The sequence below is a fragment of the Microbacterium sp. BWR-S6Y genome (assembly GCF_041379845.1).
Classification (GTDB): Bacteria; Actinomycetota; Actinomycetes; order Actinomycetales; family Microbacteriaceae; genus Microbacterium; species Microbacterium hydrothermale.
Map to the genome: position 1 here is coordinate 41,378 of NZ_JBFECV010000009.1, position 22,451 is coordinate 63,828.

General features: G+C 72.8%; 27 protein-coding genes. 9 read left to right on the plus strand and 18 right to left on the minus strand.

All coding sequences use genetic code 11. From position 1 onward, the window contains the following. Nucleotides 1-78 precede the first annotated feature (78 nt). The 5 genes from crcB to AB1K56_RS16755 all read right to left on the minus strand — a co-directional run bounded on the left by crcB (nucleotide 79) and on the right by AB1K56_RS16755 (nucleotide 3,566). Nucleotides 79-444 carry a fluoride efflux transporter CrcB gene (crcB, locus tag AB1K56_RS16735; RefSeq protein ID WP_371206586.1) on the minus strand — a complete coding sequence of 122 codons (366 nt, stop codon included), beginning with the start codon at nucleotides 442-444 and terminating at the stop codon, nucleotides 79-81. Nucleotides 445-484: 40 nt separating this feature from the next. Further along, nucleotides 485-709 carry a hypothetical protein gene (locus tag AB1K56_RS16740; protein ID WP_136586114.1) on the minus strand — a complete coding sequence of 75 codons (225 nt, stop codon included), beginning with the start codon at nucleotides 707-709 and terminating at the stop codon, nucleotides 485-487. Nucleotides 710-770: 61 nt separating this feature from the next. Next, nucleotides 771-1,667, minus strand: coding sequence for an alpha/beta hydrolase fold domain-containing protein (locus AB1K56_RS16745; RefSeq protein ID WP_371206587.1), 897 nt, complete (start codon nucleotides 1,665-1,667; stop codon nucleotides 771-773). A 4-nt stretch (nucleotides 1,668-1,671) separates the two neighbouring features. Beyond that, nucleotides 1,672-2,121: a hypothetical protein gene (locus tag AB1K56_RS16750; RefSeq protein WP_371206588.1), complete on the minus strand. Its 450-nt coding sequence runs from the start codon at nucleotides 2,119-2,121 to the stop codon at nucleotides 1,672-1,674. Continuing rightward, on the minus strand, nucleotides 2,118-3,566 hold the full coding sequence (locus tag AB1K56_RS16755; protein ID WP_371206589.1) for a flavin monoamine oxidase family protein: 1,449 nt from the start codon (nucleotides 3,564-3,566) through the stop codon (nucleotides 2,118-2,120). Before AB1K56_RS16755 ends, AB1K56_RS16750 begins: the two co-directional genes overlap by 4 nt. A gap of 56 nt (nucleotides 3,567-3,622) precedes the next feature. Here AB1K56_RS16755 and AB1K56_RS16760 point away from each other — a divergent pair, with 56 nt between their 5' ends. The 3 genes from AB1K56_RS16760 to AB1K56_RS16770 all read left to right on the plus strand — a co-directional run bounded on the left by AB1K56_RS16760 (nucleotide 3,623) and on the right by AB1K56_RS16770 (nucleotide 6,749). Continuing rightward, a complete protein-coding gene (locus tag AB1K56_RS16760; RefSeq protein ID WP_167494156.1) occupies nucleotides 3,623-4,258 on the plus strand; it encodes a TetR/AcrR family transcriptional regulator in 636 nt (211 codons plus the stop codon). Between the two features lie 146 nt (nucleotides 4,259-4,404). Continuing rightward, complete coding sequence (locus AB1K56_RS16765; protein ID WP_371206590.1) at nucleotides 4,405-5,475, plus strand: alpha/beta hydrolase; 1,071 nt, start codon at nucleotides 4,405-4,407, stop codon at nucleotides 5,473-5,475. Beyond that, entirely contained in the window at nucleotides 5,472-6,749 is a 1,278-nt protein-coding gene (locus AB1K56_RS16770) for an MFS transporter (protein WP_371206591.1), read from the plus strand. The genes AB1K56_RS16765 and AB1K56_RS16770 overlap by 4 nt, the downstream gene beginning before the upstream one ends. A 223-nt stretch (nucleotides 6,750-6,972) precedes the next feature. Here AB1K56_RS16770 and AB1K56_RS16775 read toward each other — a convergent pair whose 3' ends face one another. From AB1K56_RS16775 to AB1K56_RS16800, 6 genes are all read right to left on the minus strand, one after another. Continuing rightward, the gene (locus AB1K56_RS16775) at nucleotides 6,973-8,433 is read right to left on the minus strand and encodes an aldehyde dehydrogenase family protein (protein WP_371206592.1); all 1,461 of its coding nucleotides are present in this window, start codon (nucleotides 8,431-8,433) and stop codon (nucleotides 6,973-6,975) included. A gap of 11 nt (nucleotides 8,434-8,444) precedes the next feature. Next, complete coding sequence (locus tag AB1K56_RS16780) at nucleotides 8,445-9,086, minus strand: class II aldolase/adducin family protein (RefSeq protein ID WP_371206593.1); 642 nt, start codon at nucleotides 9,084-9,086, stop codon at nucleotides 8,445-8,447. After that, entirely contained in the window at nucleotides 9,083-10,012 is a 930-nt protein-coding gene (locus tag AB1K56_RS16785; RefSeq protein ID WP_371206594.1) for a carbohydrate kinase family protein, read from the minus strand. The genes AB1K56_RS16780 and AB1K56_RS16785 overlap by 4 nt, the downstream gene beginning before the upstream one ends. 144 nt (nucleotides 10,013-10,156) lie before the next feature. Then, the gene (locus AB1K56_RS16790) at nucleotides 10,157-10,522 is read right to left on the minus strand and encodes a CrcB family protein (protein WP_371206666.1); all 366 of its coding nucleotides are present in this window, start codon (nucleotides 10,520-10,522) and stop codon (nucleotides 10,157-10,159) included. 100 nt (nucleotides 10,523-10,622) lie between these two features. Then, a complete protein-coding gene (locus AB1K56_RS16795; RefSeq protein WP_371206595.1) occupies nucleotides 10,623-11,588 on the minus strand; it encodes a DNA topoisomerase IB in 966 nt (321 codons plus the stop codon). Nucleotides 11,589-11,593: 5 nt separating this feature from the next. Next, on the minus strand, nucleotides 11,594-11,863 hold the full coding sequence (locus tag AB1K56_RS16800) for a Rho termination factor N-terminal domain-containing protein (RefSeq protein WP_371206596.1): 270 nt from the start codon (nucleotides 11,861-11,863) through the stop codon (nucleotides 11,594-11,596). 239 nt (nucleotides 11,864-12,102) lie between these two features. Between AB1K56_RS16800 and AB1K56_RS16805 the strand changes: the two genes are divergently transcribed. From AB1K56_RS16805 to AB1K56_RS16815, 3 genes are all read left to right on the plus strand, one after another. Continuing rightward, nucleotides 12,103-12,267, plus strand: a complete 165-nt coding sequence (locus AB1K56_RS16805) for a hypothetical protein (protein WP_171024277.1) — start codon at nucleotides 12,103-12,105, stop codon at nucleotides 12,265-12,267. 311 nt (nucleotides 12,268-12,578) lie between these two features. After that, complete coding sequence (locus tag AB1K56_RS16810) at nucleotides 12,579-13,424, plus strand: DUF4097 domain-containing protein (RefSeq protein ID WP_371206597.1); 846 nt, start codon at nucleotides 12,579-12,581, stop codon at nucleotides 13,422-13,424. After that, a complete protein-coding gene (locus tag AB1K56_RS16815) occupies nucleotides 13,424-14,029 on the plus strand; it encodes a PadR family transcriptional regulator (RefSeq protein ID WP_136586126.1) in 606 nt (201 codons plus the stop codon). Before AB1K56_RS16810 ends, AB1K56_RS16815 begins: the two co-directional genes overlap by 1 nt. Before the next feature lie 4 nt (nucleotides 14,030-14,033). Here AB1K56_RS16815 and AB1K56_RS16820 read toward each other — a convergent pair whose 3' ends face one another. Next, nucleotides 14,034-14,549, minus strand: coding sequence for a universal stress protein (locus AB1K56_RS16820; protein WP_371206598.1), 516 nt, complete (start codon nucleotides 14,547-14,549; stop codon nucleotides 14,034-14,036). Nucleotides 14,550-14,706: 157 nt separating this feature from the next. On the opposite strand from AB1K56_RS16820, the gene AB1K56_RS16825 reads away from it, so the two are divergent. Then, nucleotides 14,707-14,889: a DUF3073 family protein gene (locus AB1K56_RS16825; protein WP_136586128.1), complete on the plus strand. Its 183-nt coding sequence runs from the start codon at nucleotides 14,707-14,709 to the stop codon at nucleotides 14,887-14,889. A gap of 156 nt (nucleotides 14,890-15,045) precedes the next feature. Here AB1K56_RS16825 and AB1K56_RS16830 read toward each other — a convergent pair whose 3' ends face one another. Genes AB1K56_RS16830 through purM form a run of 3 tightly spaced genes read right to left on the minus strand, consistent with a single transcriptional unit; the run spans nucleotide 15,046 to nucleotide 18,887 of the window. Further along, nucleotides 15,046-16,266: a CynX/NimT family MFS transporter gene (locus AB1K56_RS16830; protein WP_371206599.1), complete on the minus strand. Its 1,221-nt coding sequence runs from the start codon at nucleotides 16,264-16,266 to the stop codon at nucleotides 15,046-15,048. Continuing rightward, the gene (gene purF, locus AB1K56_RS16835; protein ID WP_371206600.1) at nucleotides 16,263-17,738 is read right to left on the minus strand and encodes an amidophosphoribosyltransferase; all 1,476 of its coding nucleotides are present in this window, start codon (nucleotides 17,736-17,738) and stop codon (nucleotides 16,263-16,265) included. Before purF ends, AB1K56_RS16830 begins: the two co-directional genes overlap by 4 nt. 6 nt (nucleotides 17,739-17,744) lie before the next feature. Next, nucleotides 17,745-18,887 (minus strand): phosphoribosylformylglycinamidine cyclo-ligase, encoded by a 1,143-nt coding sequence (gene purM, locus AB1K56_RS16840; RefSeq protein WP_371206601.1) that lies wholly within the window; start codon nucleotides 18,885-18,887, stop codon nucleotides 17,745-17,747. 93 nt (nucleotides 18,888-18,980) lie between these two features. On the opposite strand from purM, the gene AB1K56_RS16845 reads away from it, so the two are divergent. After that, nucleotides 18,981-19,592, plus strand: a complete 612-nt coding sequence (locus AB1K56_RS16845) for a zinc-binding alcohol dehydrogenase (protein WP_371206602.1) — start codon at nucleotides 18,981-18,983, stop codon at nucleotides 19,590-19,592. 3 nt (nucleotides 19,593-19,595) lie between these two features. Here AB1K56_RS16845 and AB1K56_RS16850 read toward each other — a convergent pair whose 3' ends face one another. Both AB1K56_RS16850 and AB1K56_RS16855 read right to left on the minus strand, forming a co-directional pair. Next, nucleotides 19,596-19,931, minus strand: coding sequence for a potassium transporter Trk (locus tag AB1K56_RS16850; protein ID WP_136586133.1), 336 nt, complete (start codon nucleotides 19,929-19,931; stop codon nucleotides 19,596-19,598). A 211-nt stretch (nucleotides 19,932-20,142) separates the two neighbouring features. After that, nucleotides 20,143-20,499: a sterol carrier family protein gene (locus tag AB1K56_RS16855; protein ID WP_136586134.1), complete on the minus strand. Its 357-nt coding sequence runs from the start codon at nucleotides 20,497-20,499 to the stop codon at nucleotides 20,143-20,145. A 278-nt stretch (nucleotides 20,500-20,777) separates the two neighbouring features. On the opposite strand from AB1K56_RS16855, the gene purD reads away from it, so the two are divergent. Next, complete coding sequence (purD, locus tag AB1K56_RS16860; RefSeq protein WP_371206603.1) at nucleotides 20,778-22,049, plus strand: phosphoribosylamine--glycine ligase; 1,272 nt, start codon at nucleotides 20,778-20,780, stop codon at nucleotides 22,047-22,049. A gap of 37 nt (nucleotides 22,050-22,086) precedes the next feature. On the opposite strand, the gene AB1K56_RS16865 is transcribed toward purD, so the two are convergent. Continuing rightward, on the minus strand, nucleotides 22,087-22,443 hold the full coding sequence (locus AB1K56_RS16865; protein WP_371206604.1) for a VOC family protein: 357 nt from the start codon (nucleotides 22,441-22,443) through the stop codon (nucleotides 22,087-22,089). Nucleotides 22,444-22,451: the final 8 nt, after the last annotated feature.

A 22,451-nucleotide genomic window follows, 5' to 3' on the forward strand; every position in this document is an offset into this window, starting at 1 on the left:
GGACCCTTCGGGATCACGGCTCGATACAGAGGTGTATCGAGCGTCAAGTATCCCATGCCCCTCGCGACGGGTCGCGGCTCAGAGCAGCGAACCCACCGTGAGCCCGACGGCTGCGGCCACGACCGAGCCGACGAACGACAGCACCGCGTACGACACCGCCGCGCGCGTGCGCCCCTCCTCCGCGAGCAGCGCGGTGGTCACCGCCACGGCGCTGAAGGTCGTGTAGCCGCCGAGCAGACCGGTCCCGAGGATCCACCGCCACGCCTCGTCGGCGGGGAGGGGGGTCAGGATGCCGAGAACCAGCGCCCCGGTCAGGTTCACGACCAGGATCCCCCAGGGGAACCGCTCCCCGGTGCGCCGCCGGACCGCGACGTCGAGCAGGTAGCGGAGGGCCGCGCCGACGCCTCCGGCGAGCGCAACGGCGAGGAAGACCAGGGGTGTCACCCGGTCACCCTACGCCGCCGCGCGCGCCGGAGGCGTCGGCTCAGGCCTCGAGGGCTTCGACGCGCCGGCGCAGCTCGGCGGCCTTCTCGGATCCGATCTGGGCGGCGGCGAGCTGCAGGGCCGCGCTCGCGGTGAGCGTGCGGGCGATGAGGTACGTCGGACTCGCCTTGAGGTCGGGGATGACGTCGAGGATGATGCCCTCGGCATCCGGGTCGGTCATCAGTGCGCCGAGCTTCACCTTGGCAAGGTCGTATCGAGCGGCCATCGTGTCTCCTGATCCGGGTGCGTCCTTGTCACCCTGGCGAGATTCTTGCACAAATGTACCGTTACGTCACGATCTCGGACGGATGCCGCGACAGGGTCCCGACGAGGGCGTACGCGGACCGCGCCTCCGGCGTCCAGAACGCCCCCACGTAGACGTGGAAACCCGCCGGAGCGGTGACCACCCGCACGGGTGAGCCCGCGTCCCGCGCGCGGCGCCCGAAGGCGACGACGTCGTCGAAGAAGATGTCCCTCCCACCCTGGAAGACGAGGGTCGGGGGAAGACCGCCGAGCTCGGCACGCGCCGGGTTGACGGAGCCGTCGTCGAGGCCCACGTCGGCGGCCCACGCGAGCGCCCCCGCCCGCAGCCCCGGGACGCGCAGTGACGGGTCGCGCCCCGATCTGCGCGGGATCGCGGGATTCGTCAGCGCGAGATCGACCCACGGCGACAGGAGCACGAGGGCGTCGGGGCGGCGCGCGGCGCGCCGCGCGAGCCCGAGGGCCACGGTGCCGCCGGCGGAATCCCCCGCCACGAGCAGGCGTCCCGCCCCCGCGCGCTCGACGAGTCGGGCGTACTCGGCATCGACGAACGCCGCGGTCTCGGCGGCCCGATGCTCGGGGGCGAGCGGGTAGTTCACGACCGTCACGGCCGCCCCCGTCGACCGCGCCAGACGCTCGACGATCCACCAGTGCGCGGGGACGAGCGGGTTCACCAGCCCACCGCCCGGGAGGTACATCAGCTCGAGCGCGGGCTCCCGGCGGGCCGGCTCGTAGCGGACCACGTCGCACCCGCCCCGACGCGTGACGTGCACGCGACCCGCGCGCCGCAGACGCGCGGGAGGGGGCGCGGGCCGACGATCCGGGTCGAGGGTGGACAGGTAGTCGTCGCGGGACAGGGCGCGGCGGATGCGGGCGGCGTCCATCCACATCGCGGCGGCCGTGAGGGTCATCGACAGCGACACCGCGTCACTCCGCGGCGGAATCGGCGGCGGCAGCGGTGTCGGCCAGGGCGTTCGTGGTCACCAGCCGCAGCACGGCGGGCAGCCCCGCGGCGATCCTGCGCCCCACGAGCGGTCCGAAGACCGCGGCCAGCGGACCCGAGACCTCGACGCCGTGCGTGACCGAGAGCCCGTTCGGGGTCTGCCGCATGCGATGCGGGAACGACAGCACGGCGCCGGGCAGCGCGATGCGGAAGTTCATGGCGACACCGGGCTGCAGCTCGGTGAAGGTGAACGTCTGCGCGGGGGTGCCGTGGTTCACGACCCGCCCCTTCGCCCCCACGCGCGCGGGCACGGCGAAGTCGGCGCGCCGCAGATCGGGGTCGTCGACGGCCCAGTCCTCGGGGGTCGTCCACCTCTTCCACACCGCCTCGGCAGTCGCGGTGGTGAGGTGCGTGTAGTGGCGGCGCCAGGTCATGAGGTCCCTCCCGTGGGCGATGCGGTCAGCGGTGCGGTCGTCGAGGCGATGGTCGAGGCGGTGGACCGGGCTGTGGCGGCGACGAGGGCGCGGGCCTCGAGCGCGGCGCGCTCCCCCGCTCGCACCGCCCCGTCCATGAAGCCCGTCCACCGGTCGGCGGTCTCCGTGCCGGCCCACACGACGCGCCCCACGGGGGCGGCGAGGGTCCCGGCGTACGGCACGACGGAACCCGGACCGGGCGCCGCGGTGGGTCCTCCGCCGACCCACGGCTCGGCCCCCCAGCGCTGGTCGACGTAGCCCGTGGCATCCAGCGCCCGAGGACCGAACAGGTCGGCGAACGACGACAGCACCCGGGCCCGCCGTTCGGCCGGGGGCAGCTCGTCCCACTCGCGCGCGTACACCCCGCCGACGAAGCCGAGCAGGACGCCCGGCCCGTCCGCCCCCTCGGGACCGGCGTCGAACGTGATGAACACCGGGCCGGTGTCGCTGAGCCCCTGCCCCGAGAGCGCCTGCTCGCGCCAGAAGGGCGTCTCGTAGACGGCATAGGCCTTCGACAGGATGCCGGCGGGCCAGCGCTGCGCCATCTGCGCGTGCGCGGGCGGCAGGGCGGGGGCGAAGACGATCCGCGAGCGCAGCGCGGGCGGGACGGCCACGACCACCGCCCCCGCCGTCACGACCTCGTCAGCCGCCGTCACCCGCACCCCGTCGCCCGTGGACGCGATGCGCTCCACCGGCGCGTCCAGGGTCAGGGCGTCGCCCAGCGCGGCGGACAGGCGGAGGGCGATCTCGTGCGAACCCTCCACGAAGTGCTCCTCCTGCGCCCCGCCCTCGGTGTCGAGCATCGACGACAGCCCGCCGGCCTGGTGGATGTAGTGCAGCGCGTGCAGCAGCGAGATCTCGTCGGGCTCGCACCCCCAGGTGGTGCGGGCCGCGATCGCGATGAGGTCGCGCGCGGCCGACGACGCCCGCGACCGGCGCAGCCACGATCCGAGACTCTCCGCGTCCAGTTGGGCCGCCTGCGGGGCCGTCGCGGGGGCGCCGCAGGGCACGGTCCGGGCGAGGCGGTCGAGCGTGAGCTGGATGCGACCGACGTCGAGCAGGCTCGCCCCCACCGGGGGGACCGTTCCGCGGTAGCGCCGGCGCTGCCCGCGCCAGCGGATGACGTTCTCCCCCGCGCCGTAGGTGCGGTAGCGGCCCACCCCGACCTCGTCGGCCAGGGCGATGACGCGGTCCTGGCCGGGACCGACGAAGGTGCCGCCGAGGTCGACGTGCACGCCGTCGACGCGGGTCGACGACACGCGGCCGCCGACTCTCGACGACGCCTCGAAGACGCGCACCGAGAGGCCGTACTGGCGGAGCCGATGGGCCGCGGTCAGGCCGGAGAGACCGGCCCCCACGACGACGACATCGACGCCCGCGGCGGGCGGGGAGACGGGGGCGGTCATAGGCTTGCTCCGTTTCTGATGCGATGCCGCCCGGGCGGGGCAGCGAGGAGGACTCCGTGGCCGAGACGACGAACCGGTCGATGCGCGCGAGGGGCCGAGCGCGCAAAGACCTGCTGCTGGACGCGACACTGGCGATCATCGCCGAACGCGGGATCTCGGGCGTCACGCACCGCTCGGTCGCGGCGGCGGCCGGGGTGCCGCACTCGTCGACGACGTACTTCTTCGCCTCGCTCGACGACATGATCGGCGAGGCGGTGGCGCACGCCATGGACGCCGAGCTCGAGCGTCTGCAGCAGTTCCGCGCCCTGCTCGAGACCGGGGCGAACCGTCCGGGCGCGGCGATCGACGAGTTCGTCGAGATCGTCCGGCAGCAGTCCGAGGAGCACACGGTCGCCCAGTTCGAGATCTACCTCTTCGCCTCGCGGCATCCGGCCCTGCGCGTGCACGTCGAGCGCATCCTCGACGAGACGCGGGGCCTGGCCGCGGCGGTGCTGCGCACGAACGGCGTGACCGATCCGCACGCCGCGGCCGCGGTCGTCGCCGTGATCGACGGTTTCGCCCTTCATCGCATCGCCCGTTCCGAGGTCGTCCAGTACCAGTCCTTGGCGCACGCCCTGCGGGCGGTGCTCGTGGGGTTCGTCACCCTCGCCGCGACCTCGTCGCTGGGCGAGGCGGGAGACGGCCCCGCTTAGTTGGCACAAATGTACAGGTTCTGTCGGCCGTAGCCAGCGCGAATACGCCCGCTTCACATTTTCTTCACACAAAGCTGTACTTCTGTGCAATAAAGTGACCCGATAGTCGATCACGACGACGTGACCGACAGAAGGGCTCACCAGCGATGATCCGTCCCCGACCCCACGACCACCTGCTGCGCGCCGGCGCGAGAGCACTGGGCGCCCTGCCCCCGCGCGCGCTCCGCGCCCTCGCCGGCACCCCCGTCGAGATCGACGGGAACGAGCTGCACCCCGCCGTGCAGGTCTCCCTGCGCGTGATGAACGACGCCCCCGGCGCCCGGTTCGAACAGCTCCCGCTCGCCGAGGCGCGCGAGCACATCGAGCGAGAGGCCTGGACCTTCGCCAGCAGAACTCGCCTCGCCCAGCGCGAGGACATCTCGATCCCCACGCGCGACGGCGCGATCGCGGGCCGCGTCTACCGCGCCCGCACCGACCGCCCCGCGCCGGGCGTCGTGGTGTACTTCCACGGCGGCGGATGGGTGCTCGGATCCCTCGACAGCGGGGATGCCGCGTGCCGCACGCTCGCGGCGACATCGGGCATGACGGTCGTCTCGGTCGACTACCGGCTCGCCCCCGAAGCGCCCTTCCCGCACGGGCTGCACGACAGCATCGACGCGTTCCGGTTCGTGCGCGACGCCGCCGAACGCTTCGGCGCCGCCCCGGGCACGGTCGGCGTCGGCGGCGAGAGCGCGGGCGGGAACATCGCCGCGCTCACCTCGATCGTCACGCGAGACGACGACGCGGGCGCTCCCGCGTTCCAGATCCTCTTCTGCCCCGTCACCGACCTCTCGCGCAAACGCCGCTCGTACGACCTGTTTCGCGACGGGTACTTCCTCACCGAGGCGCAGATGGACTGGTACGCCGCCCACTACCTCCGCGGCGGGGCGACGGCCGACGACCCGCTCGTCTCGCCGATCCTGACCGACGACCTCTCCGGCGTCGCCCCCGCCTACGTCGCCGTCTCGGGCTTCGACGTGCTGCGCGACGAGGGCGTCGACTACGCCGAGCGACTGGAGGCTGCCGGCGTCGCGACGCGTCTCGTGGTGCACACCGGCCAGATCCACGGCTTCTTCAACGCCTGCGGCGCCCTGCGCGAGGCGCGCGAGGCCGTCGCCGACGCCGGTCGATGGGCCCTGCAGACCCTGGCGGCGACCCGCGCCGGCGACCGCCGATGAGCGCCGAGACGCATCGGCCGCCTGTCTCGGCGTACGCGGAGCCGACCCGTCCCGTGCGGGCGGGATGGATCGCCGCCTTCGCCGGCGTCTGGCTCGGACTGTGGATGGCGCAGCTCGTTCCCGTCCAGGTGCTGCTCCCCCTGCAGATCGCCGCGCAGCACTCGTCGGAGCAGTGGCTGTCGTCCCTCGTCGCGTACGGGCTCGTGAGCGCGGTCGCGGGCGCCTTCGTCGTCGTGGCGTACCCGATCGTGGGGGCGCTCAGCGACCGCACGCGATCGCGCTTCGGACGCCGTCGCCCCTGGATCCTCGGGGGCGTGCTGCTCGTCGCGGCCGGACTCGCCCTGCTCGGCGTCCAGACCGGGACCGTCGGGACCGTCGTGATGTGGACCACCACGATGGTCGGCTTCTGCATGGCATCCGCCGCCCTCACCGCCGTGATGGCGGACCGGGTGCCCGCCGACCAGCGCGGACTGGTGTCGGGCTGGATCTCGGCGCCGAACGCCCTGGGCATCCTGCTCGGGATGGTGCTCGTGACGGCGGTGTTCACCACGACCGCGTCGGGCTACCTCGCCCTCGCCGTGTGCGCCGTCGTGCTGGCGGTGCCGTTCCTGCTGCGCCTGCACGACGTCCCCCTCTCCGACGCCGACGCCGCCCGGCTCGGCCCCGCGACGGTGCGCGGCATCCTGTCGTCGATCTGGGTCGATCCGCGCCGTCACCCCGATTTCGCGTGGACGGTCGCCAGCCGCGTCCTCATCAACCTCAGCAATGCGATCGCGACGACGATGCTGCTGTACTTCTTCACCTTCGCGCTCGGCCTGGACGATCCCACGGGCTTCCTGGTCTTCACGACGGTGATCTACATGGTCGTCACGATCGTGGCATCCGTCGGCCTGGGCAAGCTCAGCGACGTCGTCGGGCGTCGACGGGTGTTCGTGCTGGCCTCGGGGTCGGCGCAGGCGGTCGCCGCCCTTCTGCTGGCGGTGGCCCCGGCTCAGACGACCGCGATCGTGGGCGCGGTGCTGCTCGGACTCGGGCAGGGGTGCTTCTTCGCCGTCGACCAGGCGCTCGCGACGCAGGTGCTGCCCTCGGCCGAGACGCGCGGCAAAGACGTCGGCATCATGAACATCGCCCTCGCCGGCCCCCAGGCCTTCGGACCGCTGCTCGGGGCGGGGGCGGTCGTGGCGTTCGGCGGCTTCACCGGCCTGTTCGTCGCGAGCGGGGCGGCCGGGCTGTTGGGCGCAGCGATCATCCTGCGCGTGCGCTCGGTGCGCTGAGCGCGGCCCGCCCGGGCGGGCACGGCGGGCGGCGCGAGGCACGGCGGGCGGCGCGGGACACGGCGGGCGGCGCCGGGCACGGCGGGCGGCGCGGGGCACGGCGGGCGGCGCGCACGGCGCTGAACGCCGCGGGAGCGGAGCGGCGGCCCGCGCAGGATGCCGCGGGGCTCGGCGCGCAGGGCGGCCGACGGCGCCGCGGCCCCCGTGCGCCGGGCGCGCCGGCTCAGCCGAAGAGCACGCGGATGATGCGGTCGACCACGCGGTCGGTGCGCGCCGAGCGCCGCATGCTCGTCAGGGTCAGCGAGGGGAAGAGCCGCCGCGTCACGGCCTTGGCGGAGGCGAACTCGCGCAGCCCGTCGGCCCCGTGGATGCGTCCGAACCCGGAATCCCCCACGCCCCCGAAGGGCAGCGAGGGAACAGCGGCGAACGAGATCACCGAGTTGATCGCGATCATCCCTCCCCGCAGGCGCAGGGCCAGTTCCCGCCCGCGTCGCCGCGAGAAGACGGCCCCCGACAGGCCGTAGCGCACGGCGTTGGCGCGCTCGATCGCCTCGTCCATGGAGGCCACGCGATTGACGACGAGGGTCGGCCCGAACGTCTCCTCGCGCACCGCGTCCGACGACTCGTCGACCCCCGTGAGCAGGACGGGCGGCACGACGGTGCCCGGCGGGGGCACGGAGCCGACCCGGATCGTGCCGCCGTGCGCCAGGGCGTCGGCGACGTGCGCGCGCACGACGTCGGCCTGGCGGGCCATCGTGAGCGGCCCGAGCCGCGCGTCGGCGTCCACGCCCGCCCGGAGCTCGCGCGTGCGCTCGACCACCGCCTCGAGGAAGCGGTCGTACACCCGCTCGTGCGCGTACACGCGCTCGATGCCGATGCACGTCTGCCCCGCGTTCGAGTACGCGCCCCACACCGCCGCCTCCGCGGCGGCGTCGAGGTCGGCGTCCTCGTCGACGAGGAGCGCGTCCTTGCCTCCCGCCTCGATCACCACGGGCGTGAGCGTCTCGGCGCACGCCGCCATGACGAGCTTGCCGGTGGCGGTGGAGCCGGTGAAGGCGACCTTGCCCACCCCCGAACGGCACAGGGCGGCACCGGTCTCGCCCCGCCCCGTCACCACCGCGAACGCGTCGGGGTCGCCACCGGCGCGAACGAACGAACGCCGGAGCCAGGCGCCCACCGCCGGGGTGTACTCGCTGGGTTTGAACACCACCGCGTTTCCGGCGGCGAGCGCGTAGGCGATCGATCCTATCGGCGTGAAGACGGGGTAGTTCCAGGGGCCGATGACCCCAACCACGCCGTAGGGGACGTACCCGACGCTCGCCGACTGGTTGATCATGAGCAGCCCCGGGCGCACCCGCCGTCGCCGCAGCGTCCGGCGGGCGTGGGTCGCCGCCCATGCCAGGTGGTCGAGGGCGAGCATGATCTCGAGCCGCGCGTCGCCGGCGGGTTTGCCCGTCTCGGCGCGCACGAGCGCGATGAGGTCGTCGAGGTGCGCGACGATGTCGCGACGCCACGCCCGGAGGATGCGGCGGCGTCCGTCGAACCCCTGCCGCCCCCATCGGCTCGCGGCCGCACGCGCGCGCTCCACGGTCGCGGCGACCGCGTCGGCGTCGTCGACCGGGAAGGTCGCGACGATCCGCCCGTCGAGCGGGCTGAGCGAGTCGAACGTCGTCGTCGTCGTCATGGCACCCATCGTCACAGCTCCCGCGTGCGGCCGTACCCGGTCGACACCGCGGCGGCGACGACCTCGGCCTGCTGGGCGGCGGTCAGCTCGGCCGGTTCGCCGACCGCGCGCGCCCGCAGGTAGATGTCGCAGGCCCACTCCAGCAGCGCCGTGTTGGCCACCGCGTCGGCGAGGTCGCGACCGGTGGTGACCGCGCCGTGGTGGGCGAGGATCACCGCGTTCGCGCTCGCCAGGGCCGCACCGGTGCGCGCCGCGAGTTCGGGCGAGCCGAACACCGCGAACGGCACCACGTCCACCTCTCCGCCGAGCGAGAGCTGCTGGTAGTGCACGCACGGCAGGCGATCGCTCACCAGCGACAGCGCGACCGCCGCCGGAGCGTGCGTGTGCACGACCGCGCCCACCGCGTCGTCGGCGTAGGCGGCGCGGTGCAGGTCGAGCTCCGAGCTGGGCGCGAGACGACCCGCGACCACGCGCCGCTCGGCGTCGACGATCACGACGTCGTCGGCGACCGCGTCGGCGAAGACCACCCCGGTCGCCGTGATCGCGAGGCCGTCCGCGACGCGCACGCTGACGTTTCCGGCGGTGCCTTTGACCAGCCCCTGCGCGGCGAGGGAGCGGCAGGTCGCGGCGACCGCCTCGCGCACGTCGGTCATCGGGCGACCTCGCGCAGCAGGGCGTCGACGGATGCCGCGTCGTAGTCGCCGTGCGAGGTTCCGACCCCCGCCACCACCTGGGCGGCGACGGCGGAGCCGAAGCGCGCCGCCTCGGTCGCCGACGCGCCGCGGAGGCGAGCGAAGACGAACCCCGCGGAGAACGCGTCGCCGCCGCCGCTGGTGTCGACGGCGGCGGCGGGCACGATCGGCACGCGGGTGAGGTCGTCACCCTCGACGAGCACGATGTCGTCTCCCCCGTCGGTGACGGCCACGATGCGGGCCCCCGCGGCGCTCAGCGCGCGCGCGGCCGCGGGCAAGTCGGCGGCGCCGGTCCATCCGCGCGCCTGTTCGGCGTTGGGCAGCACGTAGTCGGCGTGCGCGAGCAGCGGCTCGATGAGGGGGTAGAACGCCGGTTCGCCGCCGATGAGGAAGTCCAGCGACGTCGTCGCGCCGTTCTCCCGCGCGTGGTCGAGGATCTCGACGACGTTCTCGGGGCCGAGCAGCTCGGGGGCGCCGACGTGCACGTGGTCGGCGGCGGCGAGCGCGTCCCAGGGCACGACGTCGGCGGCGAGCGCGTTGGCCCCGACCACGTGCAGGGCGGGGCGCGAGCCGTCGGAGCGGATGGGCAGGACGGATGCCGAGGTGGGCAGGGCGTCGGTGCGCAGGTGCGTCACGTCGACCCCGGCGTCGTGGAGCAGTCCCCGCAGCACGCGGCCCGCCACGTCGTCGCCGACCGCTCCGCAGGTGACGACGTGTGCGCCGAGCTTGGCGAGCACGAGAGCGGTGCCGCCCGCGGGACCGGCTGCCGACATCACGATCTCGTCGACGAGGAGCGACCCCTGCGCCGGGGGGATCTCGTCGACGGGATGCACGATCGTGTCGAGCACGTGGGCTCCGAGCGTGACGATCTGGGGAGCGGCGTTCATCGTCGAACCTCCGGGTCGGGGCGCGGCGCGACGGCCCACGCCGAGTAAGTGGCACATTTGTACCACTTTCTCCGGTCGGCGACAACCACGAGGTCGGCCGCGGGGGCGCCCAGAGAGCGCCGACCGAGACCCCGGGGGCGCTCCTCAGCTGCGCGCGCGCCCGCCGCGACCGATCAGCACGCCGCCCCACGCCGCAGCGGTGCCCACGACGACGGTCGCCACGCCCCACCACAGCAGCGCCAGGTCGGCCGACTCGACGGCCAGGGCGCTGTAGGTGGTGAAGCCGCCCAGCACACCCGTCCCGACGAACAGCTGCACGCGCTGCGCGCGCGAGGACTCCGGCATCCGGGCCCTCCATCCGAACAGGATGCCGATCGCGAACGCCCCCACGACGTTGATGAGCGGCACGAGAGCCGAGCCGAGGTCGGCGCCGAGCGCGAGGGTGAGCCCCGCGCGGACGGCCGTACCGATCGCCCCGCCCACGGCGACGAGGACCGCGTCACGCCACATGCTCACCGCGCCACCCTACGCCGCCGTCCCGCCCCGCGTCCGGTCGGCACCCGCCCGTGCCACCCACCCAGACCGAGTGTCCTCGATCGACGCAGCGGACTCACTCCCCGAGGATGAGCCGCCGGATCGCGGCATCCTTCGACCCACCGAGGTCCATAGTGCGCCCCTTGCGGTACAGCGCGAAGACGCGCGGGTCGATGTAGCTGGCCCGGGCGACAGCGGGAGTGTTGCCGAGCGCGTCGGCGGTGCACCGCACGGCCGCGAGTTCGACCTTCTTGCGCTCGTTCTTGCCCCCGACGGCCCCGGCCTTCGCGAGCGACTCGGCCGCGAGGATCGTGCCCCGCAGCGTCCGGAAGTCCTTCGCACTGAACGGCCCGCCGGTGAGCGCCCGCACGTAGGCGTTCACGTCACCGGGAGTGAGGGGGACGCGCCGACGTCCGCGCCGGTAGCTCAGCAGCGCCGCGCGCGAGCGCCCGAGAGCGAGCTCCTCGATGAGGGAGGCCAGCTCGGCGTCGTGCACGCGCAGATCGGCGCGCTTGCCGCTCTTGGCCGGGAACGACAGGCGGATGAGATCGCCCTCGATCGTGGCATCCCTGCGCTGGAGGGTCGTGAGGCCGCGACTGCCGTTCGTGACGAAGTACCGCGCGTTCCCGACCCGGGGCGCGACGAGGTCGAGCAGGCGGAACGACACCGCCAGCACCCGCTCGCGGTCGATGTCGCTGCGGCGCAGCGACTGCGTCACGCGGGCGCGCGCCCGCGGCAGGGTCTCGGCGAGGTCGAGAGCGCGCGAGAACTTGCCCTTGTCCCGCCGCTTCGACCAGTCGGCATGATACGTGTACTGGCGCCGACCGGCCTCGTCGGTGCCGACGGCCTGGATGTGCGCGTTGGGCTCGCGCGCGATCCACACCTCGCGCCACGCCGGAGGGATGACGAGACCGCGCGCGCGTTCGGCCTCGCGCTCGGGGACGGCCGCCCCGGTGTGGTCGACGAATCGGAACCCCCATCCGGAGCGCACCCGGCGATAGCCCGGGTCTTCGTAGGGCCGGACGCGGACGAGCCTCGCCATGCGCGTCAGTGCGAGCGGAGCATGTCGATCAGCTCCGCCTTCTTCTTGCCCGAGTAGCCGGTGATGCCGAGTTCCTTCGCGCGCTTCTTCAGCTCGTCGACGGTGCGGTCCTCGTAGTCCTCCGCGTGACCGCCCCGCTCGCCGACGGTGTCGCGCCCCTGCGCCGCGGCGGCGTTCGAGATGCGGGCCGCCTTCTCCTTCGAGTCGCCCTTCTTGCGCAGCTCCTCGTACATCTCGGGGTCTTTGAGGCTGTTGGACCCACGTCCCTGGGGCATGATCGGCTCCTCCCGTCGCGGAGACCGACGCTACGCCGCGGGCGCGGCGCCGCGCCCGCGGGTTGACATCCGCGCGGATAACAGCCGGTTTCACGCAGCGTCAACCCCACTGACCGCAGCCCTCGACGGTGACAGCGTGGACATCAGCCACCCGTTGCGCAGCCTGCTCGTCGCAGAGCGGAGCGGGTGGATGACCTCGCCAGGTCCCGCGCTCCGGCGCGGGAAAGAAGGAGCCCCCCGTGAACATCTTCCTGATCATCATCATCGTCGCCGCGATCGTCATCGCCATCTTCAGCGGACTCGGCCAGGCGGCCAGCTTCCTGCTGTGGATCGCGATCATCGTCGGCCTCATCGCCCTCATCGTGCTGCTGTTCCGCCTCATCAGCGGCCGCAAGCCCGTCTGACCCCATCGAGCGGACGACGCGTTTCGGGTGCGCGTCGACCTCGATTCCCGGCGGGATCTCCCGCCCCGGATGCCACGTCCTCCTCGGGGGCGTGGCATCCGTCGTCTCCGCCCGTCGCGGTCTCTTCGACAGGCTCAGGGACCTCCGCTGCATGGCGGCTGGGCCCGTCGAAGCCACCGAAACCGTCGCACCCAAGCGGCTGAGCCCGTCGAAGCCACCGGAACCGTCGCGGCATCGCCAGGGTTGACGAACTCGAGATATATCGCGATACTCAGTACAACGCGATATATCGCGAGTGAGGAGACCCCACCATGGAGAAATGGATCATCCATCCCGGCGAGACGCGCGTCATCGACGTCGCCGGACTGCGCGAGCTGAAGATCGGCCTGGTCGGCGGCCAGGTCGACGTGATCGCCCACGACGAGACCGACGCCCGCATCGAGGTGCACGGCGTCACGGTCAAGGATCTGCGCATCGAAATGGTCGACGGCCGTCTCGAGATCGACCACCCTCAGCTGCGGTGGGACAACTTCCTCGAGGTGTTCCGCAACTTCGGCGCGGGTGGCCCCAAGGCCGAGATCAGCGTCGCCGTGCCGCGCACCGTCGCGCTGACCCTGGGGGTCGTGAGCGCCAGCGCCCTCGTGTCGGGCCTTCGCACCGACGTGCGCCTGAACACCGTGTCGGGCGACATCATCGTTGACGGCCTGGAGGGCGACGTCGACCTGAATGCCGTCTCCGGAGACCTCCAGGTGCGCGAGCTCGACGGCTCCCTGAGCGCCAACAGCGTCTCGGGCGACGTCGCCGCCACCGGCCGCATCGCCAAGGCGTCGATCGACACCGTCTCGGGAGCGATGCTGGTCGACTCGAGCGGCGAGACCCAGTCGATCTCGCTGAACTCCGTCAGCGGCACCGCGACCATCCGCCTCGACCGCGCCCTCCCGGCGAACTACGTCTCGCGCTCGGTCAGCGGTCGCGTGCAGATCGACGGGATCGTGCGCTCCGGCAAGGGCCCCACCACCTACACGGGGTCGACGGGCACCCTCGCGGGGAGCTTCGTCGACGTGCGCGCCAACACCGTCTCGGGCGAGATCACCGTGCTGCGCCGCGGCATCTCGGGCCTGCGCCCCGAAGAACTCGCCGGAGAGGAGGAGTGGTGATGAGCCCCGTCTTCTCGCACGGCGACCTCCGCCTGTACATCCTCAGCCTGCTCGACGAGGCACCCCGCCACGGCTACGACCTCATGCAGGCCCTGTCGGAACGCACCGGCGGCACGTACTCCCCGTCGGCCGGGACGATCTACCCGCGTCTGTCGAAGCTCGAAGAAGAGGGCCTGGTGACCAAGACCGTCGACGGGCGCAAGACCGTCTACGAGATCACGGATGCCGGCCGCGCCGAGGTCGCGCAGCGCGCGGGCGACCTGGAGGGCATCCAGGCGGGGCTCGCCGACAGCGTCCGCCTGATCGCCGATGAGGTGCGCGGGAGCGTGCGGGATGCGATGCGGAGCCTCCGCGCCGACCTCGCGGCCGCCTCGCGCGAGGAACGCGAGCACGCCACCGCGACCCCCGCCGACGACGCCCGCGCGCGCAGCCGCGAGCAGCTGTCGCGGGCGGACGCGGCGATCACCGAGTTCCGAGGACGCGTGCGTTCGGAACTGCGCGCGCACGTCGCCCGCGGCGGCGAGTTGTCGGCATCCGGGGTCGACGGGATCGAGGAGGCGCTGCGCCGCGCCTCGGACGCCGTCACCCACGCCCTGCGCGGGTAGGGCGTCACGCCCAGGGCAGCTCCTCGTCGGCGGCGGCCGGTTCTCCGAGCGGGACGACGAGGACCGGCCGACGCTGCCGATGACTCAGCCGCGCGGCGACGGAACCGGTGAGGAATTCGCGGAACGACTCCCCGATGCCGCGCTTGCGAGTGCCCACCACGAGCAGGGCCGCGTCGACCTGATCGGCGAGCTGGATGAGGGCGAGTGCGGGGTCGCCGATCAGCTGCCGGACGCTCCACTCGACGTCGTGGCCGGCAAGCGCCTCACCCGCCGCTCGGCGCACTTCTTCGAGGGCCGCCTTCGAGGCCGCACCCGCGATGTCGACCGTCGAGGAGTGCACGTACCCGTCGGGATCCTCGAAGGCGACGAAGCGCGTGGTGTCGACGTGGGCGACGATCAGCGGCGCCTTCGACAGCGCGGCGTAGCGGGCCGCCTCCCGCACGACCCGTGACGACTGTCCCGGGACGACACCGGCGATCACCGCGCCGGACGCGGCTTCGGGGCGGGGCTGATCGGTCATGACTGCTCCTGTCGCGACGGGCGCTCTCCCGAGCCCGCGACGGCTCGGCCGGAATGCGCCGTGATATCCTGGCTGTTACTCTTACCGGCTCGGTCCGGAACCGCAATACGCAGGGCTCGCACAGCGGCCCTCGACGTCGATCGTGAGGGGGTCTCGCATGGGGCGTGGCCGTCAGAAGGCGAAGAACACCAAGATCGCCCGTGAGCTGAAGTACGACACCTACTCGGTGAACTACTCGGCCCTCGAGCGCGAGCTGGGCGCACCCGCGGCGGGTGAAGACGCCTACGTCGACAAGTGGGCCGACCAGTACGCCGACGAATACGAAGACGAGAAGGCCTGACGCCTCTCGCTCGTCCGCGCGCCCGCCGACGCCTCTGCGGCGACCGGGTGGGCACGAGTGGTTCTCGTCGACCCTCGATGTCGAGCGGCGGTGACGTGATCGTCACCGCCGCTCTTTCGTCCCGGGGTCGGCGACGCCCCTGAGCGGAGCGGGTCGTCACCAGGAGCGTCCGGTACGCCTCTCCCACGCGTCCTCGATCGTCTCGCGCCGCGCGACGATCAGCCCCGCGGGCACGGCGCACGCGATCGCCGCGCCGAGCACGACGAGGGCCGCGACCCATCCCCCGGTCAGTTCGTGCGTGAGGCCGATCGCCAGCGGCATCAGGGCGGCGAGCCCGTAGCCCGCGCTCTGCACCAGTCCGCTCAGCGCGACGGCCGTCTCGTGCCCGCGCGTGCGCAACCCGAACAGCACCAGCACGAGTGGGAAGAGCAGGGGCGGGATGCCGATCAGCACGACCCACAGCACCGTCGCCGCCGTGGGGGCCACGAGCAGTCCCGCCACCCCGGTGAGACCGGCGATGACCGCGACGGCGTAGAACGGCGTCGTCCGCCCGATCCTCTGCACGAGCAGGGGGACGAGGAGCGAGACCGGCAGGCCCATGAACGAGAACAGCGCGAGCAGTCCCCCGGCCTCGGCGGCGTCGACGCCCGCCACATCGATCAGCAGCGGCGGCAGCCAGGCGAACATCCCGTACGCGACGGCGGAGTTCACCGCGAACGTCAGCACGAGCGCCCACGTCTGCGGCACCCGCACGATGCGCGACAGCACGGAGGTGCGCGGCTCCTCGACGAGGTCGACGCGTGCGGCCCGCGCCCGCAGACTCATGAGGATCCAGGGCACGACGGCGGCGAGGGCCACAACGGCCCACGTCGCGAACGATCCGCGCCAGCCCACGGCGTCGGCCAGAGGCACCGCGACCAGCGGCGGAGTGAAGGTCGCGACGGCCATCGTCGTCGTGTAGACCGTGGTCATCAGCCCGATGCGCGCGGGGAAGTACTTCTTCACGACCGCCGGGATCAGCACGTTGGCCACACCCACCGCCGCGAACACCCCGGCCGTCGCGGCCAGGAGCGTCCACGCGTCGACCGCGGCGGCCCGCAGTCCGAGCATGACGGCGGCGACCACCGCCGCGACCAGCACGCTGCGCTCGAGTCCGAGGCGGCGTTCGATCGCGGGGGCGACCATTCCGGCGAGGGCGAACGCCACCGGCGGAGCCATGCCGATCAGGCCCACGACCGCCGCCGGCAGGGCGAAGTCGCGGTCGATGACGTCGAGCAGCGGCGACAGCGAGGCCACCGCGATGCGCAGCGTCAGCGCCAGCAGGACGATGGCCGACGCGGCCAGCGCCAGCGTCCCCGCCGGTCTCGGCGGGGTCAAGACTCCTGGCTGCCCTCGACCCAGGCGAGGTACTCCTCCGACACGGTGCCCGTGACGTAGCGGCCGTCGAAGCAGCTCATGTCGAGGTCGACCAGGTCGGTGCCCTCCATGATCGCGGCCTTCAGATCGTCGACCTCCTGATACACCAGGTAGTCGCAGCCGAGCTCCTCGGCGATCTCGGGGATCGTGCGCCCGTGGGCCACCAGCTCGTGACGCGAGGGCATGTTGATGCCGTACACGTGCGGGTAGCGCACGGGAGGTGCGGCCGACGCGAACGTCACGCTCTTGGCCCCGGCATCCCGGGCCATCTGGATGATCTCGCGGCTGGTGGTGCCGCGCACGATCGAGTCGTCGACGAGGAGGACGTTCTTGCCCTGGAACTCCGTCGACATCGCGTTGAGCTTCTGGCGCACGCTCTTCTTGCGCACCGCCTGACCGGGCATGATGAACGTCCGGCCGACGTAGCGGTTCTTGTAGAAGCCCTCGCGGTACTCGATCCCGAGCTTGCGGGCGACCTGCATGGCCGCCGGACGCGCGGAGTCGGGGATCGGCATGACCACGTCGATGGCGCCAGCGGGCGTGTACTTCGCGACCGTGTCGGCCAGGCGCTCGCCCATGCGCAGGCGCGTCTCGTACACCGAGACGCCGTTCATGACCGAGTCCGGACGCGCGAGGTAGACGTACTCGAACGAGCACGGCGCGAGCATCGTGCTCTTCGCGCACTGCTGCGCGTGCAGGGTGCCGTCGAGGCTGATGAAGACGGCCTCACCGGGCTCGACGTCGCGCACGACCTCGAAGCCCGCGTTCTCGAGCACCAGCGACTCGGACGCCACGATCCACTCGTCGCGCGGATCGCCGCCCGGAACGGTCGCGGCGGGACGCTTGCCGAGGATGAGCGGGCGGATGCCGAAGGGGTCGCGGAACGCGAGCAGCCCGTACCCGGCGATGAGGGCGATCGAGGCGTACGACCCCTCGACGCGCTCGTGCACGCGGGCGACCGCGCGGAAGACCTGGTCGGGGTCGAGGTCGGGACCGGTGATCTCGGACTGCAGCTCGGAGCCGAGGATGTTGACGAGCAGCTCGGTGTCGCTGCTGGTGTTGAGGTGGCGACGGTCCTTGCTGAACAGCTCCCGCGTGAGCTCGCGGGTGTTGGTCAGGTTGCCGTTGTGCACGAGCACGATGCCGTAGGGGGCGTTGACGTAGAAGGGCTGCGCCTCTTCTTCGTTGGATGCCGTCCCCTTGGTCGCGTACCGCACGTGCCCGAGGCCGATGTCGCCGAGGAGGGCCCGCATGTCGCGCGTGCGGAACGCCTCGCGCACCTGCCCCCGGGCCTTGTGGATGTGGAACACCCCGCTCGACTCGGCCGTGGCCATGCCCGTGGAGTCCTGTCCCCGGTGCTGGAGGAGGAGGAGCGCGTCGTAGATCTCCTGGTTGACCGGGCCCTGCCCGGCCATGCCGACGATGCCGCACATGGGGTGTTAGTTCGCTCCGTTCGCCGGGTGACCGGCATCCGCGTAGGTTCCGACCAGGCGCACGGCACCGCCGTCGACGCCCTTCGCACCCTGCTCGTACTCGCCCTCGGGGCGGGCGCCGTCGCGCACGACGCCGACCTGCCAGGTGGCGATGCCGTCGGCCTGCAGCGCCGCGGTCGCGGCATCCGCGATCTCGGGCGCGACGACGGCGAGGAAGCCGATGCCGAGGTTCCAGGTGCCCTCGGTCGCGGTCAGGTCGAGGCCGCCCAGATCGGCGAGCACCCGGAACACCGGCGACGGGCTCCACGTCGAGCGGTCGACGTCGACCCACGTGTCCTGCGGCAGCACGCGCGCGAGGTTCGCAGCGATGCCGCCGCCGGTGACGTGGCTGAGCGAGTGGATGCCGGAGCCGACCGCCGCGTCGTCGAGCAGGCGCAGCAGCGGCGAGGTGTACAGGCGCGTGGGCTCGAGCAGCGCCTCTCCCCACGTGCCGCCGAGATCGGCGGAGGCCGAGCCGTAGGCGATGCCCGCGCCGGTGATGATGTGGCGCACGAGCGAGTAGCCGTTCGAGTGCAGGCCGCTCGAGGCGAGCGCGAGCACGACGTCGCCGCTGCGGACGCGATCGGCGCCGAGCACGCGGTCGGCCTCGACGACGCCGGTCGCCGCTCCCGCGACGTCGTAGTCGTCGATGCCGAGCAGACCGGGGTGCTCGGCCGTCTCGCCGCCGACGAGCGCGGTGCCCGTCATGGCGCAGCCGCGCGCGATACCCGCGACGATGTCGGCGATGCGCTGCGGAACGACCTTGCCGCACGCGATGTAGTCGGTCATGAACAGGGGACGCGCCCCGACCACGACGATGTCGTCGACGACCATGCCGACGAGGTCTTCGCCGATCGTGTCGTGCTTGTCGATGGCCTGAGCGATCGCGACCTTGGTTCCGACGCCGTCGGTGCTCGTCGCGAGCAGCGGCTTGGCGTAGTCGCGCAGGGCGGAGGCGTCGAAGAGGCCGGCGAAGCCGCCGACCCCGCCCAGCACCTCGGGACCGTGCGTGCGGCGCACGGCCGACTTCATCAGTTCGACGGCGAGATCTCCGGCGGCGGTATCGACGCCTGCGGCGGAGTACGGGTTTTCGTGGGGAGCGGAGGCCACCGCAACAGACTACCCGGGGCGGACACGCGCGGGTGTCCGGCGGGGTCCGCAAGGCCCGGCCCCGACCCCGCTCCGCCTCCCTACAATGGCGCCATGACGGGCGGCCAGCCGGAATGGGTGATCCGCGAAGACGCGGCGCAACCGGTGCTCGTCGCGCTCTACCTGCGTCAGGTGCTCGGCATCCGCTCTCCCGAGGAGCTGCCCGCCCTTCGCCGCGTCCCTCCCCCGCTCGTCGACGAGCGGACGGATGCCGCGCACGAACTGCTCGAGCGCGAGTGGCGCAGCTACTGGGCCCTGACCGTGGAACCGCAGGCGCATCCCTCGCCCGTGCCGCTCGAGCTGGTCGACGGTTTCGGCACGCTCGTCGCGCTCCCGGTCGAGGGCTCCGATGCCCTGCGCGCCGCGATCGGCCGCCACGCCGACGACGCCGTCGACTTCGCGCGCCTCGCCCACGACCGCTACGCGCGGGAGTCCGCGGCGCGACCGGGGGTGTCGTACCGCGCCTACGCGAGCGCGATCGCCGCGCACGAGCGGGTGGTCGGTCGACGGGCCCACTCGTTCGAGCTGAACGTGCAGGTGCTCCCGCTCGCTCAGCGGGGCGTGTGGTGGATCGGCTCCCTGACCGTCGCGGTGACCGACGGTCTGCGCAGCGACGTGGTCGCGTTCGACACCGCGATCCACCCGATCATCGCCGAGCTGGCGTGAGGGTCAGACCTCGAACTGCTCGTGGTCGACGGTGACCTGACGGGTGCGTCCGCCCAGGGTGCGTTCGAAGATGAGGGCGACGATCGCGGCGAGCGCGACCCCCAGCACCACGCAGATGAGGGCGGTGAAGCCGAAGACCTGCACCTGCGAGTAGACGACCTGCGTGTAGGGGCTCACGTCGGTGCCGTCGATGGCCACGGTGAGGATGAGGGCCACGAGGATGCCGAGGAAGGCACCCGCGGCCAGGAAGACGCCGTACTTGGGGGCGCGGCGCACCGTGACGGTCTCGATATCGTCGCGGACGTACACCGGTCGTTCAGGAGCGGGCTGGTCGGACATACGCATATTGTCCCACCGCTGAACCGCGAGCGGGTCGGGTTCTTCGGCGTCGAGCGACCCGGCGTCCGCGGCCGGGCGTTCCGCGGACGGCGCCCCTCGCGCGGGCGGGATCCTTCTGCCAGGAGACCGGCTGCGCGCGAGAGGACCCGCCGTCCGCGCGGGTGCCGGGGCATCCCGCGCGTCGGGGGTCCGTTCGGGGCGGGGCCGAGGGTTACGGCCGCAGGGGGAGCAGAGCGCTCAGGTCGGCGCGCACACCGGAGGCGATGATGCGGCCGGCGGCCACGGCATCCGCCCAGTGCTCCTGACCGGTAGCGACGGCGATCCAGGTGGCGGCGTCGGTCTCGACGACGTTGGGCGGGGTTCCGCGCGTGTGGCGCGGGCCCTCGATCACCTGCACGGCCCCGAAGGGCGGCACGCGCATCTCGACCGAGTTGCCGGGGGCCTTCTCGGCGAGCAGCTGCAGCAGGTAGCGCACCGCGGTCGCCGTGGCCGGGCGCGGGGCGTCTCCGGCGGCGACGGCGGCGAGCGCGTCGCGGCCGTCACCGGTCTCGATACGGCGGGGAGGCATGGCATCCACGCTACTCGGGGCGGTGCGCGTCGGCGCCGCGCGCGATGTCAGGGATTCGCACGACCTCAGCTCCCCCACGCCCCACGCGACGGAGATTATGCAGATCACAGAGCGTGCACCAACGCACCCCGACGCCGCGCACAACCTCAGCGATTCGCACACCCTCAGCTCCCCCGCGCCCCGCGCGACGGAGGTTGTGCGAATCACGGAGCGTGCGACCGCGCCGGGCCGGCGGACCGCGACCCGAGCCCCGGCCCCGCGCTCGCTAGGCTGGCCGCGTGAGAATCCTGGTCCTCGGTTCGGGCGCGCGCGAGCACGCCATCATCCTCGCGCTGCGCTCGGAGCAGGAGTCGCACGCGATCTTCGCCGCCCCCGGCAACGCCGGAATCGCGCGCGAGGCGCACCTCGTCGACCTCGATCCGCTCGACCCCACCGCCGTGCTCACCTTCGCCAAAGACGAGGCGATCGACCTGGTCGTGGTCGGCCCCGAAGCGCCGCTGGTCGCCGGCGTGGCCGATCCGCTGCGGGCGCACGGCATCCCGGTGTTCGGCCCCGGCAAGGCCGCGGCCCAGCTCGAGGGCTCCAAGACCTACGCGAAGCGCATCATGGATGCCGCGGGCGTGCCCACCGGACGCTCCGCGCGCGCGCACGACGTCGAGGCCGTGGCCGCGGCGCTCGACGCGTTCGGCGCCCCCTACGTGGTCAAGGCTGACGGCCTGGCCGCGGGCAAGGGCGTGATCGTCACGAGCGACCGCGACGCCGCCCTCGCCCACGCCGAGACCTACCTGCCCACCGGAGCGGTGCTCATCGAGGAGTTCCTCTCGGGACCCGAGGTCTCGCTGTTCTTCCTCAGCGACGGCGATCACGTCGCTCCGCTCAGCCCCGCTCAGGACTTCAAGCGCCTGCGCGACGGCGACGAGGGCCCCAACACCGGCGGCATGGGCGCCTACTCCCCGCTGCCCTGGCTGAGCGACCGATTCGGCGATGAGGAGACGTTCGTCGACCTCGTCACGCGCGAGATCGCCGAGCCCGTGATCCGGCAGATGGATGCCGAGGGCACCCCCTTCATCGGACTGCTGTACGCGGGGCTCATCCTCACCGAGCAGGGCGTGAAGGTCATCGAGTTCAATGCCCGCTTCGGCGATCCCGAGACGCAGGTCGTGCTGCCGCGCCTGGTCGACCCGCTGTCGCGCCTGCTGCTGGCCGCGGCATCCGGAACCCTCGAAGACGAGCCCCGCCCGGCCTTCGCCGAGGCCACCGCGGTGACCGTCGTGCTCGCGAGCGAGGGCTACCCCGAAGCGCCACTGACCGGACGCGTGCTCACCGGCCTCGACGAGGCCGAGGAGGTCGACGGCGTCCACCTCGCACATGCCGCCACCGCCCAGCGCGACGCCGACTTCGTCGCCACGGGCGGGCGCGTGCTGAGCGTGGTCGCGACCGGCACGACCTTCCGCGAGGCGCGCGAGGCGGCCTACGCGGGCCTCGAGCGCATCGGCCTCGAGGGCGGGCAATTCCGCACCGACATCGCCGCGCGGGTCGCGCAGGACTGACGCGAGACACCCCGGTCCAGCCGGGGCACCGGCCGCGTCACACCCGAACGAGCAGCACCTGGAACCCGTCCGGGTCGAGGAACGCCGACGCGTTCTGCTGCCAGTACGGGTTCGTCGGCGTGGTCTCGCGGCCCGCGAGACGAGCCGCGGTGCGCCGCAGCTCGGCGTCGTCGAGGTACAGCACGAGCAGGGATTCCGGCTCGGGCGTCGGAGCGGCCTGACCGCCGCCCGACGTGAACTCGAGGTGCGCCCCCGTTCCGGGGAGATCGAAGAAGACCCCGTCGTACCCCGCGTGATCGCGGAACTCCCCCCGCACGGGCAGGCCCAGGTCGTCGCGGTAGAAGCGCACGATCTCAGGAAGGCGGTCGGTGTGCCGTGCGAAGCGGACCTGCATGGGTCCAT